At 73.5% G+C, this 23029-nt stretch carries 24 protein-coding genes; 9 read left to right on the top strand and 15 right to left on the bottom strand.

Translation table 11 applies throughout. The annotated features are described in order from the left end of the window. Positions 1 to 157 precede the first annotated feature (157 nt). A complete protein-coding gene (locus tag ACQ614_RS37905; RefSeq protein ID WP_431683682.1) occupies positions 158 to 532 on the top strand; it encodes a VOC family protein in 375 nt (124 codons plus the stop codon). Positions 533 to 643: 111 nt separating this feature from the next. Here ACQ614_RS37905 and ACQ614_RS37900 read toward each other — a convergent pair whose 3' ends face one another. Together ACQ614_RS37900 and ACQ614_RS37895 are read right to left on the bottom strand one after the other, a co-directional pair. Next, on the bottom strand, positions 644 to 1636 hold the full coding sequence (locus ACQ614_RS37900) for a 3-oxoacyl-ACP synthase III family protein (RefSeq protein ID WP_431683681.1): 993 nt from the start codon (positions 1634 to 1636) through the stop codon (positions 644 to 646). Continuing rightward, the gene (locus tag ACQ614_RS37895) at positions 1633 to 2604 is read right to left on the bottom strand and encodes an SDR family oxidoreductase (protein WP_431683680.1); all 972 of its coding nucleotides are present in this window, start codon (positions 2602 to 2604) and stop codon (positions 1633 to 1635) included. The genes ACQ614_RS37900 and ACQ614_RS37895 overlap by 4 nt, the downstream gene beginning before the upstream one ends. Positions 2605 to 3049: 445 nt before the next feature. Between ACQ614_RS37895 and ACQ614_RS37890 the strand changes: the two genes are divergently transcribed. Beyond that, complete coding sequence (locus ACQ614_RS37890) at positions 3050 to 3814, top strand: SDR family NAD(P)-dependent oxidoreductase (protein ID WP_431683679.1); 765 nt, start codon at positions 3050 to 3052, stop codon at positions 3812 to 3814. 220 nt (positions 3815 to 4034) lie between these two features. On the opposite strand, the gene ACQ614_RS37885 is transcribed toward ACQ614_RS37890, so the two are convergent. Next, positions 4035 to 5696, bottom strand: coding sequence for a serine hydrolase (locus ACQ614_RS37885; protein WP_431683678.1), 1662 nt, complete (start codon positions 5694 to 5696; stop codon positions 4035 to 4037). A gap of 297 nt (positions 5697 to 5993) precedes the next feature. Here ACQ614_RS37885 and ACQ614_RS37880 point away from each other — a divergent pair, with 297 nt between their 5' ends. Beyond that, positions 5994 to 6272 (top strand): hypothetical protein, encoded by a 279-nt coding sequence (locus ACQ614_RS37880; protein ID WP_431683677.1) that lies wholly within the window; start codon positions 5994 to 5996, stop codon positions 6270 to 6272. Positions 6273 to 6292: 20 nt separating this feature from the next. On the opposite strand, the gene ACQ614_RS37875 is transcribed toward ACQ614_RS37880, so the two are convergent. Together ACQ614_RS37875 and ACQ614_RS37870 are read right to left on the bottom strand one after the other, a co-directional pair. After that, on the bottom strand, positions 6293 to 6973 hold the full coding sequence (locus tag ACQ614_RS37875; protein ID WP_431683676.1) for a L,D-transpeptidase: 681 nt from the start codon (positions 6971 to 6973) through the stop codon (positions 6293 to 6295). A 13-nt stretch (positions 6974 to 6986) separates the two neighbouring features. Then, positions 6987 to 7514, bottom strand: a complete 528-nt coding sequence (locus ACQ614_RS37870; protein WP_431683675.1) for a SigE family RNA polymerase sigma factor — start codon at positions 7512 to 7514, stop codon at positions 6987 to 6989. A gap of 218 nt (positions 7515 to 7732) precedes the next feature. Between ACQ614_RS37870 and ACQ614_RS37865 the strand changes: the two genes are divergently transcribed. Next, a complete protein-coding gene (locus ACQ614_RS37865; protein WP_431683674.1) occupies positions 7733 to 8317 on the top strand; it encodes an AMIN-like domain-containing (lipo)protein in 585 nt (194 codons plus the stop codon). Between the two features lie 121 nt (positions 8318 to 8438). Here the strand turns inward: ACQ614_RS37865 and ACQ614_RS37860 are convergent, their stop codons facing one another. Then, positions 8439 to 9182: a class I SAM-dependent methyltransferase gene (locus ACQ614_RS37860; protein WP_431683673.1), complete on the bottom strand. Its 744-nt coding sequence runs from the start codon at positions 9180 to 9182 to the stop codon at positions 8439 to 8441. 283 nt (positions 9183 to 9465) lie between these two features. Between ACQ614_RS37860 and ACQ614_RS37855 the strand changes: the two genes are divergently transcribed. Then, a complete protein-coding gene (locus ACQ614_RS37855; protein WP_431683672.1) occupies positions 9466 to 9717 on the top strand; it encodes a hypothetical protein in 252 nt (83 codons plus the stop codon). Between the two features lie 49 nt (positions 9718 to 9766). Here the strand turns inward: ACQ614_RS37855 and ACQ614_RS37850 are convergent, their stop codons facing one another. From ACQ614_RS37850 to ACQ614_RS37840, 3 genes are all read right to left on the bottom strand, one after another. Next, positions 9767 to 12436, bottom strand: a complete 2670-nt coding sequence (locus ACQ614_RS37850; RefSeq protein ID WP_431683671.1) for a BTAD domain-containing putative transcriptional regulator — start codon at positions 12434 to 12436, stop codon at positions 9767 to 9769. Between the two features lie 125 nt (positions 12437 to 12561). Then, complete coding sequence (locus tag ACQ614_RS37845) at positions 12562 to 13101, bottom strand: hypothetical protein (protein ID WP_431683670.1); 540 nt, start codon at positions 13099 to 13101, stop codon at positions 12562 to 12564. Between the two features lie 4 nt (positions 13102 to 13105). Then, a complete protein-coding gene (locus ACQ614_RS37840; RefSeq protein WP_431683669.1) occupies positions 13106 to 14023 on the bottom strand; it encodes a Crystal protein ET79 in 918 nt (305 codons plus the stop codon). 173 nt (positions 14024 to 14196) lie between these two features. Between ACQ614_RS37840 and ACQ614_RS37835 the strand changes: the two genes are divergently transcribed. Continuing rightward, entirely contained in the window at positions 14197 to 14556 is a 360-nt protein-coding gene (locus tag ACQ614_RS37835; RefSeq protein ID WP_431683668.1) for a YciI family protein, read from the top strand. 88 nt (positions 14557 to 14644) lie between these two features. On the opposite strand, the gene ACQ614_RS37830 is transcribed toward ACQ614_RS37835, so the two are convergent. Together ACQ614_RS37830 and ACQ614_RS37825 are read right to left on the bottom strand one after the other, a co-directional pair. Next, positions 14645 to 15145 (bottom strand): RICIN domain-containing protein, encoded by a 501-nt coding sequence (locus tag ACQ614_RS37830; RefSeq protein ID WP_431683667.1) that lies wholly within the window; start codon positions 15143 to 15145, stop codon positions 14645 to 14647. A 196-nt stretch (positions 15146 to 15341) separates the two neighbouring features. Next, on the bottom strand, positions 15342 to 15632 hold the full coding sequence (locus tag ACQ614_RS37825) for a hypothetical protein (RefSeq protein ID WP_431683666.1): 291 nt from the start codon (positions 15630 to 15632) through the stop codon (positions 15342 to 15344). A 176-nt stretch (positions 15633 to 15808) separates the two neighbouring features. On the opposite strand from ACQ614_RS37825, the gene ACQ614_RS37820 reads away from it, so the two are divergent. Next, positions 15809 to 17413, top strand: coding sequence for a glycoside hydrolase family 43 protein (locus ACQ614_RS37820; RefSeq protein ID WP_431683665.1), 1605 nt, complete (start codon positions 15809 to 15811; stop codon positions 17411 to 17413). 135 nt (positions 17414 to 17548) lie between these two features. Here ACQ614_RS37820 and ACQ614_RS37815 read toward each other — a convergent pair whose 3' ends face one another. The 3 genes from ACQ614_RS37815 to ACQ614_RS37805 all read right to left on the bottom strand — a co-directional run bounded on the left by ACQ614_RS37815 (position 17549) and on the right by ACQ614_RS37805 (position 20075). Next, positions 17549 to 18226, bottom strand: coding sequence for a hypothetical protein (locus ACQ614_RS37815; RefSeq protein ID WP_431683664.1), 678 nt, complete (start codon positions 18224 to 18226; stop codon positions 17549 to 17551). Between the two features lie 261 nt (positions 18227 to 18487). Next, positions 18488 to 18991 carry a GNAT family N-acetyltransferase gene (locus ACQ614_RS37810; RefSeq protein ID WP_431683663.1) on the bottom strand — a complete coding sequence of 168 codons (504 nt, stop codon included), beginning with the start codon at positions 18989 to 18991 and terminating at the stop codon, positions 18488 to 18490. A 151-nt stretch (positions 18992 to 19142) separates the two neighbouring features. Next, entirely contained in the window at positions 19143 to 20075 is a 933-nt protein-coding gene (locus ACQ614_RS37805; protein WP_431683662.1) for a RimK family alpha-L-glutamate ligase, read from the bottom strand. Positions 20076 to 20329: 254 nt separating this feature from the next. Here ACQ614_RS37805 and ACQ614_RS37800 point away from each other — a divergent pair, with 254 nt between their 5' ends. Together ACQ614_RS37800 and ACQ614_RS37795 are read left to right on the top strand one after the other, a co-directional pair. Then, a complete protein-coding gene (locus ACQ614_RS37800; RefSeq protein WP_431683661.1) occupies positions 20330 to 20926 on the top strand; it encodes a hypothetical protein in 597 nt (198 codons plus the stop codon). 386 nt (positions 20927 to 21312) lie between these two features. Continuing rightward, on the top strand, positions 21313 to 22488 hold the full coding sequence (locus ACQ614_RS37795) for a S1 family peptidase (protein ID WP_431683660.1): 1176 nt from the start codon (positions 21313 to 21315) through the stop codon (positions 22486 to 22488). Between the two features lie 130 nt (positions 22489 to 22618). Here the strand turns inward: ACQ614_RS37795 and ACQ614_RS37790 are convergent, their stop codons facing one another. Further along, the gene (locus tag ACQ614_RS37790) at positions 22619 to 23014 is read right to left on the bottom strand and encodes a hypothetical protein (protein ID WP_431684140.1); all 396 of its coding nucleotides are present in this window, start codon (positions 23012 to 23014) and stop codon (positions 22619 to 22621) included. Between the last annotated feature and the right edge of the window lie 15 nt (positions 23015 to 23029).

The following is a 23029-nucleotide window of genomic DNA, read 5'->3' as shown; positions in this document are numbered from 1 at the left end:
ACCGGATCGGCGCTACGCCACACACGGATCGGCCACCCGGTGGAGGACTGATCGCATGCCGGGTGCGGACCAGGCACCCCGGCCCTCCACGCGGACCTCCCACCGCTCGCGCACCACGAGTCCCTTGTTCGTGCCGAGCAACAGCGAGGTCAGCCACATGGCAGTCACGTTCAACCACACCATCATCGCCGCCAAGGACCGCACCGAGTCGGCCCGGTTCTTCCGGGAACTGCTGGACGTCCCGGAAGCACCGTCCTGGGGCCCCTTCACCAACATCCAGCTCGACGACGGCGTGCTGCTCCAGTTCGCCGAACCGCCGGTGGAGATCCAGATGCAGCACTACGCGTTCCTGGTCGACGACGAGCTGTTCGACCGGGCGTACCGGCGGCTGTGCGACCGCGGCATCGAGCACTGGGCCGATCCGCAGATGCGACGCCCCGGTGAGATCAACAACGAGCACGGCGGCCGGGGGGTGTACTTCAAGGATCCCGCCGGCCACGCGATCGAGCTGATCACCCGGCCGTACCTGTAGCGCGGGAGGGCCTGGTCGGGCGACCGACCCGCGGCACCCGACCAGGCAACCGCCCCGCGGCGGGCCCGTACGCCATGACGGCCCGGCCGGAAGCCCAAGAGCCGGCCCGGCTCACCAGCGCAGCAGCATCACCCCGGCACTCGCCCCGCTGGCCAGGCCGAACAGGGCCAGTTCACTGCCCGGGCGGAGACGGCCCTGCCGGGCGGCGAGGGCGAGTTGGAGGGGCAGCGTCGCGGCGGCGGCATTGCCGGTGCGGGCGAAGGTGGGAACGATCCGGGCGGGGTCGATGCCGCACCGCTCGCAGAAGGTGCGGACGAACGGAACGGACGGCTGGTGGACGCAGATCAGGTCCAGGGTGTCGGGGTCGGCCTGCTGTTCCTTCAGCCACTGGCGGGCCTGCTCGTCCAGGCCGAGGAAGGAGGCCAGCAGGCGTTCGGAGTCGACGTGGAGCCCCTGGGGCCTGCCCGGGGCGTGGTCGCGGTCGAACAGGGTGGCGGCCGGCCAGCCCGCGGAGTTCGCCATGAAGGTGGAGGCGAGGATGCCGGGTTCCTCGGCCGCCTCGACCAGCAGGGCCGCGCCGAGGTCGGCCCCGGTCAGGGAGGTGAGCCCGGTCCGCAGCTCGCCGCGTTCCAGGTGCCAGCGGCTGAGCCGGCTGAGGGTCTCGCCGCAGGCCACCACGATCCGCCGGTGCCGGCCGCAGCGGATGAGTGCCTCGGCGACCTGGAGGGCGTTCAGGACGCCGTTGCAGGCGTTGGTGACGTCGAATGCGGGACAGCCCAGGCCGGCCTTCGCGGCGACGACGTGGGCATTGGCGGGTTCGCGGACGTCGGCGCTGACGGCGGCGAAGAGCAGCAGGTCGACGTCCCGGGGGCCGAGACCGGCCTGCTCCAGTACCCGGGCGACCGCGCGGGCCGCCAGGTCGGAGGGCAGCTCGCCCGCGGCGGCGACAACCCGTTCACGCAGTCCGAAGGTGCGCTCCAACAGGCCGTCCGGGATGCGCAGCGCCGGGCTGTTCCGCCGCAGCCGTTCCTCGATCTCGCCCGCGCTCTGGCGGCCGTCCGGCAGGTCGACGGCGGCCTGGGCGATGCGGGCGTGGGGGCTCATGAGGCACCCTCGTCGGCGGCCGCGCGCACGGTCGCGGCGGCCTGCGCCGTGGTGGCGGCCCGCACCGCGGCGGCGGCACGCGGCAGACCGGCGGCGGCGTGCTTGACGAGGTCGGTCAGGCGCAGCGGCAGGACGGTGTGCAGGGGGACGAGCAGTCTCGCGTCGTGCCCGACGACGCAGCGCGGCCGGGGCCGGCGGGCGGACAGGCAGTGCTCGATGGTCCTGGCCACCGGTTCCGGGCCCGGTACGTAGCGGTTGACGCTGCTGAACAGTCTGGTGGAGCGGTCGTACCCGAGGCCCGGTCCGCGTTCGGACCCGGGTCCGGCGCCACCCGCACGGGCCCGGGCCAGGTCGTCCACGGCCCGGTCGAGCATCGCGGTGGCGAACGCGCCGGGTTCGACCAGGCACACCTTGACCCCGAGGTGGGCCGTCTCGATGCGCAGGCAGTGGGTGAGGGCGCTGAGGGCGTGCTTGCTGGCGCTGTACCAGCCGCCCATGGGCCAGGGCACCCGCCCGAGCCCCGAGGAGACGTTGACGATCCGTCCGCTGCCGCGTTCGGCCATGCCCGGCAGGGTCAGGCGGCACAGGCGCATGACGCCGACGAGGTTGACCTCCAGCACGTGGCGGGCCCGTTCGTCGTCGACGTCCCGCAGGGCTCCTGCCTGGGGTACGCCGGCGTTGTTCACCAGCGCCCACGGTCCGCCCCCGGTCATCTCCTCGACCTGCGCCACGGCCTGCCGGCAGGAGTCCGCGTCGGCGACGTCCAGGACCACCGCACGCAGGTCGATGCCGCTCGCCGCGGCCCGGCCCACCAGGTCGTCCGCCTTGGCCCGGGTGCGTGCCGTGCCGACCACGTCCCAGCCGCGCGCGGCCAGCCGGACGGCCGTCGCCCGGCCGATCCCGCCCGTCGCCCCGGTGATCACCACACTGCGGCCGCCGCCGTGCCCGCTGCCCGCTGCCGTTCCCATTGCGCAACCCCGTCCCTCGCCGCCACGGCCTCTTCCCGGCTCCGGATGATCAACGATCCGGGGGCAGGGGGGTTGCGGGCGGACCGGTGCCGACGCGCCCCCGACCGGCATCGAGGTCGAGGGCGACGGGACCGACGAGGCCGGGACGGCACCGGGGCCGCCGGGGCCGGTGTGAGCGGTTCGCGGCCCCTCGGCCTCGAAGCGGACGACGTCACGGCCGGGCGGGCCGGACGGCGGACGGGCAGACTGCAGACAGGCACCGTCGGATGCGGCGCAGCCCGGGTGCAGCACGGCCCGGCCGCGCGGGGGACGGCCGGGCCGGTCGTCCAAGGAGGTCCGGCCCCGCACCGGCGTCCTGTCGGCAGAAGTTCACCCACATCGCGCAATCCGGTTCCGGTGGCCGGCCGGGCCGTCGCCCCGCCGGCAGCGGTCTGAAGGAGGAGCTGTGAACACGAGCACGGACCAGGGCGGGTTGGACGGTGCGGTGGTCGCGGTGGCGGGTGCCGCCGGCCCCGCGGGCCGGGCGGCGCTCATGCGGCTCGCCGAGGCGGGCGCCGCGGTCGTCGCCTCCGACGCCGACGCGGGCCGCCTCGCGGAGGCGGTGGACGCCGCCCGCTACGCGCACCACGGCGCCACCGTGACCGGGGACACCGTCGACCTGCTCGACCTGGACGCGACCCGCGCATGGGCGGACCGCACCGAGAGGGAGTTCGGCCGCATCGACGGCCTCGTCCACCTCGTCGGCGGCTGGCGCGGCTCCGCCACCTTCGCCGAGACCGACCTCGGCGACTGGAACGTGCTGGAGGACCTGCTGGTGCGGACCGTCCAGCACACCTCCCTCGCCTTCGAAGGCGGACTCGGCCGCAGCGGGAGGGGCCGGTACGTCCTGATCAGCGCCGAGGGCGCCAGTCGGCCCACCGCCGGAAACGCCGCCTACGCCGCCGCGAAGGCCGCCGCCGAGGCCTGGACGCTCGCGCTCGCCGACGCCTTCCGCAAGGCGGGCGGAGACGGCGAGCCGCCGGCCGCGGCCACCATCCTGGTGGTCAAGGCGCTGGTGCACGACGCCATGCGGGCCGAACGCCCGAACGCGAGGTTCGCGGGCTTCACCGACGTGAAGGAGCTCGCGGAGGCGATCGCCGGCCTCTGGGACCGGCCCGCGCAGGAGGTGAACGCCGCCCGCCTGTGGCTGGCCGCCCAACCCACCCCCTGACCGGCGCCACCCCTCGAGCGGCGGGCCGCGGCTGCACGAGGACCTGCGGCAGTGGCGGAGCGGGGCCGACAAGCCCCGGCGCGCACTCCTGCGCCCCGACCGGAGGATCGTGCCCGGTCGGCAGCCGGATGCCCCGGGGTGTGATGTGTGCCGGCTGTCCGGACCGGGCGGAATCAGGCCCCGGAGTCGGCGATGGTGGGGCTCGGCGGCGGGGCACGGGTCAGCTGCGGGTGAAGGTCCCGAGGCCGTCGTGGTTGAACTGCTCGACCACCACGCTCGAGGCACGCCCGTCGGGGCCCACGGTGAACGTGACGCCGGAGAGGCCGACCGCGTTCTCGCCCCGGGTCTGGAAGCTGAACACGTCGCCGTCGTAGTGCCGGAGCGGGAACTGCAGGTTGTCCGGGCCGAGGCTCATCACCAGGCCGCCGTTCCGGGCGGTCACGGTCAGCGGCCCGTAGTAGTTGTTGCGGTACGTCCCGACGTAGGCCGCGTCCGGCTCGGCCGGGGCTGCGCCGGCCGGCGGCTTGCTGTAGTCGGTCGGCGAGACGCCGACCAGTGCGGCGGCGGGGACGACCTTGCCGAGGAAGCTGAGCCAGTCGACCATCTCCCTGCCTTCCTGGGCGAAGTCGAAGAACGCCTCGGCCACCGCCTCCGGGACCCCGATCGGCTGACCGTTGGTCAGGACGACGATCCCGAGCTGCTCGGAGGGCAGCAGGGTCACCACGGTCGCCGCGCCCAGTTCGAAGGCGCCGGAGTGGTTCAGCCGGAGCCGGCCGTGGGAGTCCTGGTTGACGTTCCAGCCGAGGCCGTAGGAGCCGGCGTTGCCTGCGGGCGCCTTCGGCGGGTTGGAGACGATGTGCGGCACCCGGGTCTCGTTCAGGCCCGCCGCGTCGACGACCCGCCGGCCCTCGAACGTGCCGTCGGCGAGTTGCAGGCGCATCCACCGGGCGAGGTCCTGCACGGTGGAGCTCACCCCGCCGGCCGGGGACTGCGGGTCCGGGTTCTCGGTGGTACTGACCTGCCAGCCGGTGTCGGTCCGGACGTGCGGCACCGCCTTGTTCGCCGCGCTGTCGTATGCGGAGCGCAGCGAACTCGTGGAAGTCATCCCCAGCGGCTTGTAGAGGACGTCCGCCGCCAGGTCCTCCCAGGCCACCCCCTTGGCCTTGGCCACGGCGACCGCCGCCTCGGTCAGGCCGTAGTTGGTGTAGGCGTAGCTCGCGCGGAACGGTGCCAGCGTGTGGTCCCGCAGGTGCTGCAGGATGTAGTCGCGCTGGTAGCCGAGGTCCTCCAGCAGGTCGCCGGCGTGGTCCGGCAGGCCGCTGCGGTGCGAGAAGAGGTCGGCGATGGTCACATGGCTGCTCACCCAGGGGTCGGCCAGCGCGAAGCCGGGGTCGTGGGCGGTGACGGGGTCGTCCCACTTCACCGCCTTCTGGCCGACCACGCCGGCGACCACGGTCGAGGCGATCGGCTTGGAGACCGAGGCGAGCTGGAACACCGTGTCCGGGGTCACGGTCTCCGGCTTGCCGAGCTGGCGGACGCCGAAGCCCTTGGTGTGGACGACCTTGTCCCGGTAGACGACGGCGAGGGCCAGCCCCGGGACGCCCGTCTTCGCGATGGCGTTCTGCGCGTAGCCGTCGATCCGGGCCACGGCGGAGGCCACCTGTTCCTCCGTCAGCCGGGGCGGCGGCTGCGGCGGCGGTGCGGTGGCCGGGGCGGACGAGGGACTCGGCGAGGGGGCGGCCGTGGGATCGCCGGTGGACCCGGAGGTGCATCCTGCGAGCAGCAGGCCGGCCAGCAGCGGCGCGGCAGCGCGCACCCCGGGTCGGGCGACGGTCCTGCCCGACCCTGGAGCGGTCTGCCGGGCTGCGCCGTGACGATGCATCAACGTCCTCCCTCGTCCGGGCGGCGCGGCCCCGATCCGAGGGCGCCGCCGCCTCAGGGCGCGAGTATTCGACAGCCCTGGACGGCTCCGGCGGCCGCCGCGCGCCTCACCCTGCGCATTCCACCCGTCCGGCGGCGCCGGGGGCGGTACGGCCGGGTCTGGGCAGTGGCAGCGGTCTCACCGTGGCCGCGGGCCGGCCCGGGACGGCGGACCCGGTACGGGAGGGCGCAGCGCGAGGTGGAAGGATCCGTGTGCAACGCGCCCGTCGGTGGGCCGTCGCTCGGAGAGGACGCCGCTGTGAACGCTTTCGCCTGGTCCTGCCTGGCCGTGGTGTGGGCGTTCGCGCTCAGCACCTCGCTGCCCGCTCTCGCGCGGGGCCGGGTGCCGGGCTGGTGGCGCGCTGTCGGCGATCCGCGCCTGTGGGGGGCCGGCCAGTTGGTTCTCGCCGTCGGCGCCGCCTGGTCCATCACCACCGCCGGCACCCCCATGGCGGCCTGGCCCGTCGGCCCCGCCGCCGTGTTCGCGGGTCTGGGCGTCATGGAGTGGGCCCGCCGCAGGCGCCGCCGCCGCTGCTGAACCGACCGGGCCGGTCGCCGTCACCGCTCCCCGGCCGCGGGGTCCACCACCTGGACGGTGTCGCCGACCGCCACCTGCTCGAAGTACCAGCGGGCGTCCTCGGAGCGCAGTCCGATCTGCCCGAAGGTGAGGTTCTGCCGGCCGAAGGCGGAGGCTCCGTACCAGGGCAGGCTGCAGATGTAGTTGGAGTAGCCGTCCTGGGCGACCAGCCGGACGCACCAGGACAGGGTCAGGTCGTACTCCCCTCCTCCGGCGGCCGGCGCCAGGGTCGGCCCTGTGCTGGAGTTCACGTGGTACGAGGCCAGTTTCTCGGCGACGGTCATCGCACCGGGCCGGGTGGGGTGGTCGGGCCGGCCGGCCGTCGCGGGCAGGACCTTGAGCACGGTCGTGCCGTCCTCGACCCGGACCGTGTGCGCGGTGAGGTCGACCGTGGTCAGCACGCTCCTCGACGAGGGAAGTGCGGTCGGGCTCGGCGCCGGTGCGGTGGGCCTCTGCCGAAGCTCCGGGAGAAGGGCGCCCGAGCCCAGCAGCCCGAGCACGCAGACCGCCGCCACGGCGGCCAGCACTGCGGCCCGTCGCCTGCGCCGCCGGCGCGCACCCCGGCGGCGGACGGTGTCGTAGGGCAGTGGCAGTGCCGCGGGGGCCTGCGCCGTCAGCTCGCGCAGTGCCGACCCGATCACGTCCTCGTGTCCGCTACCCACAATGTCCCCCGGCTCAGGCACAGTTGTCCGTCCTTTCGGAGTGCCGTGGAGTGCTCCCGGCATCCGGTTCGTCGCGGAGGTGTTCCGCGAGTGCGGCGCGGCCGCGGGAGAGGCGCGCCTTGATCGTGCCGACCGCTGTTCCGGCCTCGTCCGCTATCTGCTGGACGCTCAGGTCGCACAGGTGGAACAGCACGATCGCCTGCCGCTGCACCGCCGGCAGCTTGCGCAGGGCTGCGACCAGCGCGGTGTGTTCGGGCCCGGGCCCGGGGGTGTCCTCCGGGACGGCGTGCCCGAGTTCGAGCACCCGGCCGCGGCGAGCCCGACGCCACCGGCTGACGGCCAGTCGCCAGGCGACCGTGCGTATCCACGCCTCGGGTGTGCCCTCGTCGGACGACAGCCGTGCGCGTCTCCCCCAGCCCCGTACGAAGGCCTCCTGGACCACGTCCTGGGCCTCGCTGAAATCCCCCGTCATGGCGTACAACTGCCGTACCAGTAGGGAGAACGAGGACAGGTAGAACGCGCTGTACTCCTCGTCGGTCATCCCGTGTGCCGCTCCGTCTTCTCGATCAGATGCCGGTGCATCCACCGTCGCCACGCACGGGACGGCGGACGGGTTGCGTCCATGTGCCGATCACGCCTGTGATCGTGATCACCGGGCGGGAACTCCCGGCCCGTCGTGCGTACTGCAACCTTTCCGTGCGGCGGCGCGTGGATCACTGCGGGGCCGGCCGCAGGGGCCGGCACAGGAGGGGGAACGACATGCGACGGTGGACCACCGCGCTGGCTGCCGTGATGCTCGCCACGGGGGTTGCGGCGACCGCGGTTCCGACGGCCTCGGCCGTCACCGCGAGTACTGCCTGCCCGGGCGGCTGGGGCAGTCTGGACCGGCAGGACCGGACCGTCCCGTACCAGCCGCAGGCGCTGGCGAACATCCGCACCGGCGCCCAGGAGTGCTTCGACCGCCTGGTGGTGGACGTCCCGGGCACCTCGGCGGCCAACCCGCTCGCCTACCGCGTGCACTACACGGACGGCAACGCCGTCTACCAGTCCGGCTCCGGCACCCCGATCCCGGTGCGCGGCGGCGCCGTGCTGGAGGTCGTGGTCGGCGCGACCGCCTACGACCCGGCCACCTGGCAGGCGGTCTACCCGGCCCGGTCGGGCGACCCGCTGCCGGGCGTCGACCTGACCGGTTACCGCACCTTCGTGGACACCCGTTTCGCCGGCAGCTTCGAGGGCGAGTCCCAGTTCGGCGTCGGCGTCCGGGCGCGCCTGCCGTTCCGGGTCTTCCAGCTCGACAACCGGCTCGTCATCGATGTCGCCCACAGCTGGGGCACCACCGCCTGACCGGCCGAGGACCCGGGCGGTCGCCTGCTGCGGCCCGGGAACAGCGCCGGAGGCCGCCACCCCTGCTGTGGGGGTGGCGGCCTCCGGGCACTACCGGCTCGAGGTCCGGCCGGTCGGCCGGTCAGGCACGGCAGCGCAGCATCTCCAGCGGCGGCTTCGCGAGGAGGTCCGCCCAGAAGTCGTCGCCGAACTCACGGATGCCGGCCTCGGACACCTGCAGCGGAACCCACTCCACCCCGCCGAACCCGGCCGCCTTCAGACACTCCTCGTAGACCTCGCGGCGCGGCGCCGTGGTGAGGATGCTGATCGGCTGCGGGTCGAGAAGGGCCGTGATCCTCACCCGCGGGCCCGTCTCGGCCTCCTCGCCGGTCGGCTCGCAGCGGAAGCCGTACGTCTCCAGGGACGGACAGTCGAACCCGTAGTCGGGCTTCTGGGCGAGCACGAAGAACTCCCCGCCCGGCACCAGGCTGCGGTGGATGTTGCGGCACATCCGCTCCATCTCCGCCACGGACTCGGCGTAGTTGAGGCACTGCACTCCCAGCGCGAGGTCGAAGCGCCGTTCGACGGGCCGCAGTTCGGCCACGTCACCGACCTCGTAGTGCACCCCCAGCGGGTCGCGCCGCTCGATGTCCTGCGCGGCGGCGATCATCTCGACGGAGATGTCGACGCCGAGGACCTCCGTGGCGCCGCGCCGCCTGAACTCCCTGCTGTAGAAGCCGGTGCCGCACGCCAGGTCGAGAACCGACCTGCCGGTCACGTCCCCGACCAGGCCGAGGAAGCTCGGCACCTCCCCGTGCCGCATCAACGGCAGTGACTTGAACCCCTCGAATGCCTCGCCGATCCCGTCGTACTGCTGCACGCTCACGCGCCGCCCCCTCCAGTGCTTCGTCCTGTGTGCGGCCGTGCCGACCCTCGGGTCTCAACAGCCCTTTCGGACCGCGGCCGTGACGGTCAGTCTGCTCCGCGCTGCCCGGCCGCCGTACTGGCAGATGGCACAAAGAAGTCGGCGGGCCGGTTCGGGCCGCGCCCTGCGATCACCCAACACCGATCGGCGCAGCGCCCGTCGGCCACCCCGGGGGCAGGTCGCCCCGGGCAGTGGATGATCATGTGGTCGGAGACCACGGTGCCCGGGAGGACGGGGAAGAACTGTGACATGGCTGAAGGCATCCAGTGCCGCACTGCCGCCGGCGGACAGGTTCGAGTGGTTCCTGGAGACGCTGGCCCGGGAGCTCATGCCCACGGCGGTCAGCACCACCGACCGGGCCGCGTTCCGGGCGGAGGCCGCCGTACCGGATCTCGGGGCCGTGCAGCTGTCGAGGTACTCCCACTCCCCGCTGCTCTCCCGGCGCACCCGGCCCTCATCAGGCGCCCCGGCCCGGAGGCCCGCCGCCGTCGGATGAGGGCCGGCACTCGAATCCACGTTTTGCCCGTCCACCGGTCGCAGCGGGGTCAGGGACGATCGGTGGCTTCCGTCTCGGCGGCGCGGGCGTAGTACTCGGCCGCGTCGGCGGTGAATCCGTCCTGCTCCGCGAGTCGTCCGGCGCGGCCGAAGTGCTCCAAGGCCTCGCCATGGCGGCCCAGCGCCACCAGGGCCTGCCCGCAGAGGTCCGTGAGCATCGCGCGGCGGGCGGGGACCTGGTCCTCCGGGGTGAGGCCGAGCCCGCGCCGGGCGAGCGCGAGGGCCTGCGCGGGCCGGCTGTTCAGCAGGTGGTGCCGGGCCAGGTAGTAGGCGGTGAGCATCTCCGTCTGCGGGCTGCCGGCGTCACGGGCGAGCAGCGCGGCCCGCCGGTAGCCCCGGCCGGCGCTCTCGGACCTGCCCAGCCGTTCGTGGAGCTGCGCCAGGTTGGCGGTCGCGATGGCCTCGCCCTCGGTGTCGCCGGCGCGCCGGGCGAGGTCCGGGGCGCATTCGAGGTGGCGGGCCGCCTCCTCGTGCCTGCCCTGCTCACCGAGGACCCAGCCGAGCAGAGTCCTGATCCGTGACTCGGCGTCGGCGTCCGCGAGTTCGGCCGCGGAGGCGAGGGCATGGCCCAGCGGGGCCTCCCACTCGGCTTCGGGCTGCTGGACGACGAGTGGCCAGAGCAGAGCTGCGAGGCGCCACGCCCGGTCGTGGTGGCCCGCCGCGGTGGCGGCGGCCACTGCGGCGACGAGAGTGCCCCGCTCCCGCGCGTACCAGGTCATCGCCTCGGCGCGGTCCGTGAACTCCGGAGCCAGTACGGGCAGTAGGACGTCCCCGGGGAGGCTGCAGCAGGGCTGGCTGCCCGCGACGGCCACGGCGGACGCGGCGAAGGCGCCGCACAGGTAGTGGTCGAGGAGCGGCAGGATGCGCCCGGGGCCGGGCCCCGGGCCGAGCGTGCGGGCGTACAGCCGGACGAGGTCGTGCAGGGCGTACCGGCCGTGTGCCCGTTCCTCCAGCAGGTTGGCGGCGAGGAGCCGTTCCAGTGCGGCCCTCGCGGCGGCCGGGGTGGCGGCCGTCAGCGCGGCCGCCGCGCCGAGGTCGATGTCGGGGCCGAAGTGGTGCGCCAGCAGGCCCAGTACCTCGGCTGCGGTGGGCGGGAGTTGCGCCACGCTGGCGCGCAGGACGGAGGCGAGGTCGAGGTCGTCGGTGGCGAGGAGTGCGATCCGCTGCCGCTCGTCGTGGAGTTCCTCGGCGGCCTCGCGCAGCGACCGCTCCGGCCGTGTCGCGAGCCGGGCCCCGGTCAGCCGCAGCGCCAGCGGCAGGCCGTCGCACAGCCCGACCAGCCGTCCGGCGGCCACCGGCTCGGCGGCCACCCGGCCCGGCCCGAGGACGCCGGCGAGCAGCGCGGCACCCTGCCGCGGCCCCAGCCGGTCCAGCAGCAACGGGCGTGCACAGTCGGCGGCGACCAGGCTCTCCAGCCGGTTGCGGCTGGTGACCACGGTGGCGCAGCCGGCGGCGCCGGGCAGCAGCGGCCGCACCTGGTCGTAGCTCACGGCGTCGTCGAGGACGACCAGGACGCGGCGGTGCCGGAGCAGCGCGCGGTAGAGGCTCTCGGCGGCCGTGGAGCCCTGCGGGACGTCGTCGGGCCGCGCGCCGAGGGCGAGGAGGAAGTCCCGCAGGACGAAGGCCGGGTCGGCGGCGGGCGCGGTGCCGGCGAAGCCGTCGAGCCGGGCGAAGAGCACGCCGTCGGGGAAGGCCGTGGCGGCGCGCTGGGCCCAGTGGGCGACCAGGGCGCTCTTGCCGACCCCGGCCGGTCCGGTGACCAGGCAGACGGGGGCGTCCGTGACGGGGGCGACGGCGTCGTCCAGGGCGGCGAGTTCGCGTTCCCGGCCGGTGAAGCCGGGCGGGCAGCGGGGCAGCAGGAGCGGCCGCGCCGTCTCGTCGGCGGGGCCGGTTTCCCCGGCGGGAGTTGCGGCGTGCTGCGCGGCGTCGGGTGCGGCGAGTATCCGGGCGTAGGCGCGGGCCATCGCGGGGCCGGGGCCCACGCCCAGTTCGTCGCCGAGCAGCCGGGCCGTCCGGTGGTAGAGGTCGATGGCGGCGGCCTGGCGGTCGGCGGCGAGCAGGGCGTCGAGCAGCGGTGCGACCAGCGACTCCCGCAGCGGGTGGCGGCCCGCCGGGCCGCGCAGCAGGGCGACGGCCTCCTCGGGGCGGTGCGCGGCGGTCAGGGCCTGGCCTAGTTCTTCGACGGCGTTCAGCCGCGACTCCTCCAACTCGGCGGCGAGGGAGACGATCAGGGGTGTGGTGCAGAGCCCGGCGAGGGCGGGGCCGCGCCACAGTGCGAGGGCCCGGCGCAGCGCGGGAACGGTGGCGGCGGGTGTGCCGCGGCCGTGCCGTGCTTCGGAGGCGGCGGCCCGGAACCGGTGGACGTCGGTCCGGTCGGCGGGCGTGCGGAGCAGGTAGCCGTCGCCGACCGTCGCGATCGTGGCGTCACCGGTGGGGTGCAGCAGGCGGCGCAGGTGGGAGATGTGGCCCTGGACTGCGGTCCTCGCGTGCTGGGGCGGCTCCTCGTGCCACAGGGCCTCGGCGAGCCGGTCGGTGGTGACCAGGGCGCCGTCGGCGAGCAGCAGCATCGCCAGTACGGTGCGGCGCTTCGGTGGCCCGAGGCCGACGGCCGTCCCGTCGCGGCGCACCTCCACCGGTCCGAGCAACCGGAATTCGAGCAACGCCCTCTCCCCACTGTTCGTCTGCTGAGCAGTGGGGAGCTACCCGGGCGAGGCGGTGCCCATACGTGTGCCCCCGATCACACAGAGCGATCGGGGGCGTGTCGGGAGCGGTACCGTCGGCTCCGTTACACGTGGGCGTTGACGACGTGCCAGAAGTAGGCGGTCGTCGCCATGACGGCGACGTTCGCGGCGTTCAGTGCGAGGTAGCGGTTGGTGATCCGGTTCCGCAGGGCGACGGTGCCGCCGGGGCCGCCGACGGCGACCCAGTCCCAGGTGCCGCCCTGGCCCCAGTTCGCCTCCACGGCCCCGTTGTCGTCCTGGAGGCTGCCGCCGAAGTCGTAGTTCTGGAGTTCGACGGCGCCGTCACCGCCGACCCGGGCGGTCCACAGGGCGTGGTGGTACTGGTTGCCGTACCAGAGCCTGCTGGCCTTGGCGACGATGCTGTTCCAGCTGTTCTCGCCCAGCCACTGGTCGGGTGCGTGCTGCGGGGCCAGGACGTAGTGCTGGCCGTTGTTGATCACCGTCTGCGCGGCCGTGGCCCGGGCGGCGGCCGGCGCGGGAACGGCTCCTGCGCCGGTCGCGCCCAGCGGCACCAGGACCAGTGCGGCGAGGGCGGCGGCGGTCAGCGCCTTGGCGCCCGGCAGGGTTCGGTGGATGCGCGCCATCGGATCAGCCCTTCTGCACGGTGAAGGTGACGTAGGTGTTGTCGCCGCCGCCGCCGTCACGGCTGCACGTGTAGCCCCTGGGCGCGTCGCAGCTGTACTTGTTGCTGCCGGCGTACGGGTTGTCCCACCAGATCTCGACATTGCCGACGCCGTACATGTTGTAGACGGCCCGGCCTTCCGTCCCGGTCATGAAGCCGTTGGACTCCGACTGCCAGGCGCCGTTGGCGAACGGGTACACCGCGTCCGGCGGCACCATGTTGTGGCTCCAGGTGCCGTGCTTCAGCGAGGAGGACGTGCGGTCCATCGTGGACGTCGTGCGGTTCTGCAGCGTGACGTGGGTGCTCCTGGCCGCGGCCACTGCGGTGGGGGCCGGGGCCGCGGGGGCGTCCTCGACCGTGCCGGCGACGAGGCCCGCCGGGCTGCCGCCCAGCGTGAAGGCGACCGAGGCGTTGTTGCCCCCGCCGCCCGTCCAGGAACAGGTGTAGCCCCGGGGGACGGAGCAGCTGTACGAGTTGCTGCCGGCGTACGGGTTGTTCCAGTGGATCACCACCTCGCCCTTCGCCAGCTGGTAGCGCGCCTCGCCCTCCGTGCCCGTCATGAAGCCGGAGGAGTGCGAGCCCCAGGATGCGGTGGTGGCGTTCCTGACCGACTCCGGAGGGGTGGCGTCGTCCCAGACCCCGTGCGACAGCGAACTGTAGTTGCGGTAGATCACGTCCGCGGTGCCGTTGTAGAGCGACACATGGGTGCTGCGCGCCGACCGCACCTGGGCGGGGCCCGCCGCGTCCTGCCCGCCGGCGGCGACGGCCGTCGGTGCGGCGGCGAGCACGAGCGCGGTGGCGGCCGTCAGCACGGCGGCACTCCCGACCGCACGCACACCCGTCGCCCAGGCCTCGGACGTACCGGTACTCCTCTTGCGGAACATCGCGCCTCCCTGTCGTCCGCCGCTCCGTGCGGCGTGCTCCCAAGGTCGGCGACGGCGCTAACGTTTGGCTGTCGCTCGACTGTCGCCGGCGGGCAGGAGCGGCAGCCGGCACGCGGCGCGCAGCTCCGGCGAAATCCGCACGCGGGCGCCGGGTCCGGTGGGAGGCTGACCGCATGAAGTACATGCTGCTGATGTACGCCGATCCCGCAGCGACCGCGGCGATGTCCGCCGCGGAACGCGCGGACGTCTTCCGCAGGCACGAGGAACTCCACCGGGACCTGGCGGACACCGGTGAACTGCTGAACGGGGCCGGGCTGGCCTATCCCAAGGACACGACGGTCCTGCGGCGGAAGGGCGGGGACGCGGTTGCGTCCGACGGTCCGCTCACCGGGGTCACCGAGCAGTTGACCGCCTACTACGTGCTCGAGTGCGCCACTGCGGAGCGGGCCCGGGAGATCGCCGAACGCGTGGTGGACTTCCACGTGGTGGCGGTCGAAGTACGGCCGGTCCACGACTCGTTCGGCATGGGCTGAGCCCGGGTGCGGTGCAATTGCTGCACCGCGGCCCCGGGCGGTGCAGCGCCCTTCGCCCCCGCTGCGCCTTACGGGCGGTCGGCCTTCGTCATCGGACCGGCTCCTGCCGCCACTGCTGGTTGGGCTTGTTGGTGCAGTCCCACAGGCGCGCCGGGGCGCCCCAGTTCATGCTCCAGTCCGCGATCTCCAGGCACATGAGGGTGGCCGACATGACGGGCATGAAGCCGCCCTGGGTGATCTGGAAGGCCTGGTTGTTGCCGCCGTTGCACTGCCACTGGTCCGCGATGGCGCCGTTCCAGTTGCTGTTCGCGCCCGCGATCTCCAGGCATGCGCCGCTGTTGACGTTGCGGTAGTAGCGCTGGATGGCCTTGCCGGGGGCGGTGTCGACGACCTTCACCCACTGCTGGTTGGCGCCGCCGGTGCACTGCCACTGCCGGACGGGAGCGCCCCAGTCCATGCGCCAGTCGGCGACCTCCAGGCACAGGTCGCTGTTCACGTTCTTGATGACCACCGTCTGCTCGTCGTAGGTGTAGGCCTGCGCCGGGGATATCGCCGGCCCGAGCAGCAGGGAGAAGGCCGCCAGTCCCACGACGGCAGAGCGGCGAGCGACAGATCGAACAGACATGAACACCTCAACTGGGCTTCGACGGAACACACGTTTCTGACGGTGGATCACCACCGAAGCGTGATCATTCCACGGCCCGCCCGCCCAGGCGTTGCGATTGCGAACTTTCCCCGGGCCCCGGCGTCACGGCCTGTCGATCAGCAGGTCCGCCCGACGAGGATCACCCGGGCCAGTCCGCCGGGGAGGCCTCCAGGTCGTTGCCCCGCACCCACACGGAGGAGGCGCCGAGGACGGTGCGGATCACCGCGAACCCGCCCTCCCAGCCGCTCGGCAGCCGGAGCCGGCCACGGCGGACCGCTCCGCTCGTCAGCCCCGTGTCCGCCGTGCGCAGCTCCCCCGTCCAGCCCGGCAGGCCGTAGCGGGGAACGCTACCGGTCAGTTCGGCCTCGACACGGATCTCCCGCCCGTCGGCGAGCAGAACTGCGGGACCCCGGTAGACCGGCGAACTCATGCCACCGACTCTGCGCGCCTCCGGCCACCCGCGCAACTCACACGCGACAGGAGCGCCGACCTGGCCGGTTGCGGCCGGTCCGCGATCGGACATTGTCCGCGAAGGCGTTCGACATTAGCGTTCTTCCCGCTCGCCGCCCGGCGGGCGAGGACACGGAAAGGCGCAGGTGAGAGGGTATGCGAGGGTCGGCGGTGGGAGTGATCCGCAATCCGGTGCTGCCCGGCTCGCACCCGGACCCGTCGATCCTCCGGGTCGGGGAGGACTACTACCTGGCCACGTCCACCTTCGAGTGGTACCCCGGTGTGCGCCTGCACCACTCCCGGGACCTGGTGCACTGGCGGCCCCTCGGCGGCGCCCTGGACAGCCTGCGCCTGCTCGACCTGACCGGCTGCCCGGACTCCGGCGGCGTCTGGGCCCCCAACCTGACCCATGCGGACGGCCTGTTCCACCTCGTCTACAGCAATGTCTCCACATACGCCGGCGGGTTCACCGACTGCCCCAACCACCTGGTCACCGCCCCCTCGATCGACGGACCGTGGTCCGACCCGGTGCCGCTGCACGCCCGCGGCTTCGACCCCTCACTCCTCCACGTCGGGGACGAGAGCCTGCTGGTCAACCTCGTCCACGACTGGCGCCCCGGCCACGGCGGGAGCGCCGGTCTGGAAGCCACCCGCTACGACCGCACCGCACGCCGCCTGGTCGGCGAGCCGGTACGGATCGAACTCCCGCCAGGGGCAGGATGGATCGAGGGCCCCAACCTCTACCGCCGCGGAGACCGGTACTACCTGATCACCGCCGACGGCGGCACCGGCTACGACCACCAGGTGACCGTCGCCCGCTCCCGGACCCTCGCCGGCCCGTACGAGCGCGACCCTGCCGGTCCTCTGCTCACCGCCCGCGACCACCCCGACCTGCCGCTGCAGAAGGCCGGACACGGCAGCCTCGTCGACACCCCCGACGGCTCCTCGTACCTCGCCTACCTCGCCGCCCGCCCCGAGGGCCGCCGCGGTCCGTGCATCCTCGGCCGCGAGACCGCCCTCTCCCCCGTCCACTGGACCGCGGACGGCTGGCCGCGCACGCCCACCGGGCTCCCCGAGGCGGCGGTCGGCGCACCGCCGACCGCCGTTCTCTACAGCGAGAGGAAGGAGAGCGCCGACCGCATCGAGGCACCGGTGCTCGGACCGGACTGGTCCACCCTGCGCCGACCGGCCTCACCCGACTGGATCTCCCTCGACGAAAGCTCCGGCCGGCTCCGTCTGCACGGCGGCCGCTCCCCGCAGAGCCTCTCCGACGCCTCCCTGGTGGCGCGGCGAGTGACCGCCCGGCGCTGCTCCTTCGAGACCGCAGTCGACTTCCGGCCCGCCGGCTTCCAGCACCTGGCCGGTGTCACTGCCTACTACAACACCCGCAACTGGTACTTCCTGCACCTGACCGCCGACGACACCGGCCGCACCGTGCTGCGCCGGGCCTCCTGCGACCGCGGCGTGACCACCGTCGACGAGCAGGGCGAGGAACACATCGCCGAACCCGCCGGGCTGCGTCTCGGCATCGACCTCGACGGCCCGACCCTGCGGTTCCGCCGCGACCTCGGCGACGGCTGGCAGCCCTTCGGCCCCGCGCTGGACGCCACGGTGCTCTCGGACGAGCACGCGGAGGAACACGACCCCGGCGGCATCCGCGCCCTCGGCTTCACCGGGGCCTTCGTCGGCCTGTGGGCCTGGGACCTGACCGGCCGCCAACTCGCTGCAGAGTTCAGCGATACGCACTACCGCACCCACTGACATCCGGCCCGTACTCCACTGGGTTCCGGCCGCCGTGGGCAACGTGCACCCGACCGACCGCACCTTCCCGACTTCGGCCCGGGCCGCTCGACGGACTGCCTGCCCGGGCCGAAACGCACGGACTCCGATGACGGATCAGCTGGGCAGCAGCCGGATGTCGAGCACGGCGGTGGGCGGGCCTGCGGGGCGGAATTCGGGTGTCAGCACGATGCGGCGCTGCCCGTTGCCGTGGTCGAGACGTGCGGTGTAGCCGACAGGCGTGTGACTGCCATTGGTGTCACGGAGCTTGCTCTGGTCGGCGAGCTGTGTGGCGCGGGTCTTGAGGTGCTGGACCCAGGCTTCCGGGCGGGTGCGCGAGGCCGGCGGTACGAGGTGCTGCAGGCCGGTTCGCACGAGCCGGTCCGCGAGGGCGTTCTCGGCCGAGGCGTAACCGCCGGTCGGCAGGGTGTCGACGAAGAGACCGACGGTCAGCGCCCACGCCAGCACGAAGTCCTGGACGTGCTCGAGCTCGTGACTGCGCACGGCCGCCTGGACGGCCGGGGTGATCTCCACGCACAGCTGCTGCGGCTCCAGGTCGGGGCCGGGGTCGGTGGCCCAGGTGACCGGGGGCTGCCCGGTGAGCATGTCGGCGCCGTCCGCGCCCCACGCACCGTTCGTGCGGCTGACCATGGTCACGGCGTGGATGCCGGCTTCGACGATGCACGGGTCGATGTTGGTCGAGTCGAACCGGTGGCCGCGGGCGACGAGCCCGCCGCCGGCGAACTCCAGGGCCAGGGCGTCCGCAGCCCACCGGTACCCGGTGTTGCCGAGCACCAGCTGCCGCCCGTGGACGTTGAGCTGCGCGAGTGGGGACCTTGCGGACGGTCGGCCGATTGACGACGCAACGCTGTATCACATCGGCGATGGAGACTCTTTGTTCTGTCATGCGGTACATCCCCTGGCGCCGGTGGCCCGGCACCCGCAGGAAGCCGTCGAACGGCTCCCCCTGATCGGCAGCCGGTCGGCCGCACCCCATCATCGGCCACCGCCCTCCTCCCCCGCAGGCCCTTCACGGCCGACCCTCGCGGACCGTGTTCAGGATGCGGTGAAGTCGCGGCTGTTCAAGGCGTGGACGGTGCAGGGGCGTCCCAGGACGCTGTCCTCGCGCAGGGGTGCGAACCCCAGGCGGCGGGCCACGGCGGTGGAGGCGGTGTTGCCGTGGTGGATCATGGCGGTGATCTGTGCGAGCCCCAGCGTGCCGAAGCCCCAGGCGAGCACGGCCCGGGCCGCCTCCGTGGCGTAGCCGCGGCCCCAGTGGCCCCTGGCGAAGGTCCAGCCGATCTCGGTCTCGTCGAACTGCTCCCACCAGTTGAGGCCGCAGCGGCCGATCGTCTCGCCGCTGTCGGCCAGTTCGACGGCGCACAGGCCGTGGCCGCGCTCGGCCCACTGCTGCTGGATGTCCCGCAGGCGGGTTGCGGCCTGCTCCGGCGAGTAGGCGCCGACGAACCGGCCCACCTCGTCGTCGGCATGGAGACGCACCCACCAGTCGGTGTCGGCTTCGGTGAGGGGGCGCAGTCGTAGGCGCGGTGTGGTGAGCACGGTCCTTCGGTCCTTGTCGTCCGTGGCGCGGAGTACCGGAGCACCCGCCCGAAAACAATCCTCGGTCGAACGGCATTCTGCCCCGGCCCGCCGGCACGCGTCGGTTCCGGCCATCGGGGAGGGAGCCCTCGAGAGACGGCCGGACGGGCCGTCAGGAAGCGGACGGACGGGCCAGTCTGGCCGCGCAGGCGGCGACCAGCGCGGGTGCCACCTCGGGCATCCGCTCGCCCCAGGAGACGTTGGCGTTCACCTCGCAGACCGTGAACGTGCCGTCCGCCTCGAAGAGCAGATCGACCCCGGCGATCACCAGGCCGATCTCCTTCGCGGCCCGCACCGCCAGCTCCTCCCCCTCCGGGTATCGACCGGGGCAGGGGTCGACGGACCCGCCGAGCGCGACGTTGGACTTCAGCCCGCCGTCCGCAGACGTCCTCACCGCGGCCGCCACCGCACGCCCGTCGACCACGATCACCCGCAGGTCGCGCCCGTGCGAGTGCCGCACGTAGTGCTGGAAGAGGTACGGCACATCGGGGCGCAGACTGCCCTGGAGGTCGGCCAGCAGGGCAGCGTCCGGTGCCAGGAACACCCTTGAACCGCCCTGGCCCCGCACGGACTTGACCACGCACGGTTCGGGGACCCCGGCTGCCAGGGCCTCGTCCAGCCGGGCGTCCGTGTAGGTCCGGGTGTCCGGGACGGGCAGGCCGGCCAGTGCGAGCTGCTGCAGCTGCCAGAACTTGTTGGCACAGGCCAGGACCGCCTCGATCGGATTGAGCACCTCGGCGCCCATCGCCCGCAGGTGGCGCAGCAGGGTGATCTCGCGGTCGTTGGTCAGGGTCGTGACGGGCAGCCGCGCGCAGGCGACCCTCGGCGGGCGGACGGCCCGTCCGGCCAGGTCGTGCAGGGTGAGCCGCCCGCCGGACACGCCCAGCAGCAGCTGGAACGTGTGAACCGCGGCGAAACGCGGGCCGAACTGCTCCGCGAACACCCTGCGGAGCAGCCGTGCCACCGGCGAGTCGTGGACGCCGTGTCCGAGCAGAAGCCACAGCTCGGCGTCGAGGCCCCCGTCCGGCCGGTCGGGGGCCTCCACCAGTGGTCTCCTTCGTGTCCGGGGGCGTTCCGGGGACGCCGCCATCATGGTCAGGGTCGCCGGGGCGGCCCGCGCGCCGCGCCCGCCGTACGCCCGAACGGACCGCGCGCCCGAACGGACCGTACGCCCCTGCGACCGGTCGGTTCGTGCGGGCAGGCAGGCAGGCAGGGGCGGCGGACCCGTCGAGTTTCACCCTCTAGCAGAATCGAGGCGTCGTCGCACGCGCGCACAGGCATCACCAACGGAAGAGCGGAATGTCACGGTTCGTCATAGTCACGGCAGCGATAGTCGTTCCGAAGCCGCGCCTGCAGGCATATCTGCGGGCACCGGTCGCACCCGCGTCCACCTGGACGGAACAGGACTGGGCCGGCCTCTGCGAACCCTGGAGCGACAGCGGCACACGACGCCGGTACCGTCGGGAGCTGGCCGGCGCCGTCGCCGAGTGCGACGGCTGGATCGACGGCGACTACGCCGGCCTGCTGTGCGGCCTCGACGGGGACGGCGAACCGGCGATCCGCTTCGACGAGGCGACCGGCTCGCTCACGGTGGACTTCGACTGCCGGGTCGACTTCCAACTCCCCTCAATGATCTGGGCTTTCACGGCCCTTCGGGGCATGGCCGGCTTCATGGCCGAGGACGACAGCGGGCTCGTGGCGGTCACTGCCGACTGGAGCGACGAGACGGTGCTGATGCACCTGTCGCCCGGCCGGTCGTCGTTCCTCGACCCGAACCGCGACACCGCCGCCCTGGCGAGGGCGCGGGATGCCGCATTCGACGCACGGTGCGCCGCCGGGGACGCCGACACCAACGAGTCCGCGACCGAGGTCGTCGAGCGCCTGCTGCGGCCTTGACGCATCCCTGTGCCGGTCCGCCCGAGTGGGCGCCTCGGCCCTGAGCCTTCGTCCCGAGAGCGCGTTCACGAGGAACCACTCCCGAACACCGGCCGATCTCACCACCTTGACCTGCGGCAATGCCCCAGGCGATCAGCCGCGGCACGGGACAAACAGATGGCTCCCCACCTGACCGGAAAGGCAGACGTTGCCGCGACCCCACCCGGCACCGGGCAGCACCGCCGCCGCCGGTGGGCATCAACTCTGCTCCCAACCAGGCACGTTGAAAGCATTGACGTGAACATACAACGCTGAAAAGCTCATGACACCGGTCTGGACCAGCACCTCTGAAAGCGCTCTCCCCATGCAGGCACGCCTGCCTGCCCGATCCGAGGAGAACCAACGCAATGAGGCACGTCAACGGCATACGGGCGGTACTGCCCGCCCTTCTCGCCCTCACCGCCCTGGGCTTCGGCCCGGCCACCGCATCGGCCGCACCCGACACCGCTCCGGCACCGGCGGTGGCGCAGGCCGCCCCCGACCCCGCGCTGGTCGGCGCGCTGCAGCGCGACCTGGGCCTGACGCAGGACCAGGCCCGCACACGTCTCGGCCAGGAGACGGTCGCGGCCCGGCTGCTACCGCAGGTCCGCGAACTCGCCGGGCCGGCCTACGGCGGCGCATGGTTCGACCCGGCCCAGGGCCGTCTGGTCGTCGGGCTCACCGACCCCGCGCGCGCCGGTGCCGTACGGGCCGCGGGCGCGGCCACCGCCGCCGTGGCCCGCACGGAGGCCTCCCTCGACCTGGCCAAGGCCGCCGTCGACACGGTGAGCAGAAACCGGCCCGCCCCCGCCGCGGTCACCGGCTGGCGCGTCGATCCGCGCCGCAACGCGGTGGTCGTCACCGTCTCGGCCGGCGCCCGCGCCGACGGCCGGGTGAAGGCATTCCTCGAGGCCGCCCGGGCGGCCGGGCCCGTAACCGTCGAGGAGACCTCGGAGCAGACCCCGCGCACCCTCTCGGCCGGTGTGGTCGGCGGCGACCCGTACTACATCAACGGCAACACCCGCTGCTCCATCGGGTTCGCAGTGCAGGGCGGGTTCGTCAGCGCCGGGCACTGCGGCCGGGCCGGCAGCAGTGTCGTCGGCTGGGACGGTTCGGCGATGGGATCGTTCGTCGACTCGTCCTTCCCCGGCAACGACTACTCCTACATCCGCATCGGCAACGGCTGGTGGACCGTGCCGGTCGTCCTCGGCTGGGGCACCGTCAGCGACGTGCTCGTCCGGGGCTCCTGGCAGGCTCCGGTCGGCTCCTCGGTGTGCCGGTCCGGGTCCACCACGCACTGGCACTGCGGCACCGTCCTCGGCCTCAACGAGACGGTCAACTACAGCCAGGGCGCCGTCTACCAGCTGACCCGCACCAGCGTGTGCGCCGAACCCGGCGACTCCGGCGGCTCCTTCGTCACCGGCGACCAGGCCCAGGGCGTCACGTCGGGCGGCTGGGGCAACTGCTCCTCCGGCGGCCAGACCTGGTTCCAGCCCGTCAACGAGATCCTCTCCCGGTACGGACTGACACTGGTCACCGCCTGACCGAGCCCCCGGCCCGCACCGCCCACGGCTCCGGCCCGCACCGTGGGCGGCGCGGGCCGGGCCTTCCGGTGTGGAACAGGCCCGGGGCCGACCACTGCCTTTACGGGTCAGGGCCGGCCCCGGGCGGCGATCAGACCGGCTCCGGCGACGGGCCGCGGCCTGCGACAACCGCGGCGTACAGCGGCCAGCCGTCGACCGTACGGACCACGGGGGCGTCCGGCTCCCAGCCGTCGGAGAGGGCCACGTCGAGGAGGGCGCGGGCGATGCCGGGCTCGTGCAGGTTCAGCACCGGGCCGTCCGCCGTGGCGACCGCGCCGGACGGGAGGAATCCGTCCGTCACCAGCCGCCCGGACCCGCCGGCAAAGGCGATCACCAGTCGGCCGGCGGCATCGGAGCGGCGCACCGAGAGCACGTTGCGGCACCCGCGCACGTACGCCGGATCGCCCTGGTGGTCGTGCCGGACCCACCACAGGTACACCTCGTCCCCGGCGACCATCCGCCGCGGGCTACCGTCCTTGCGCGCCATGGAGGGGACGGTACC

The organism is Kitasatospora dryopteridis, from assembly GCF_050749075.1.
Classification (GTDB): domain Bacteria; phylum Actinomycetota; class Actinomycetes; order Streptomycetales; family Streptomycetaceae; genus Kitasatospora.
This window is presented reverse-complemented; position numbering and strand designations above follow the sequence as displayed.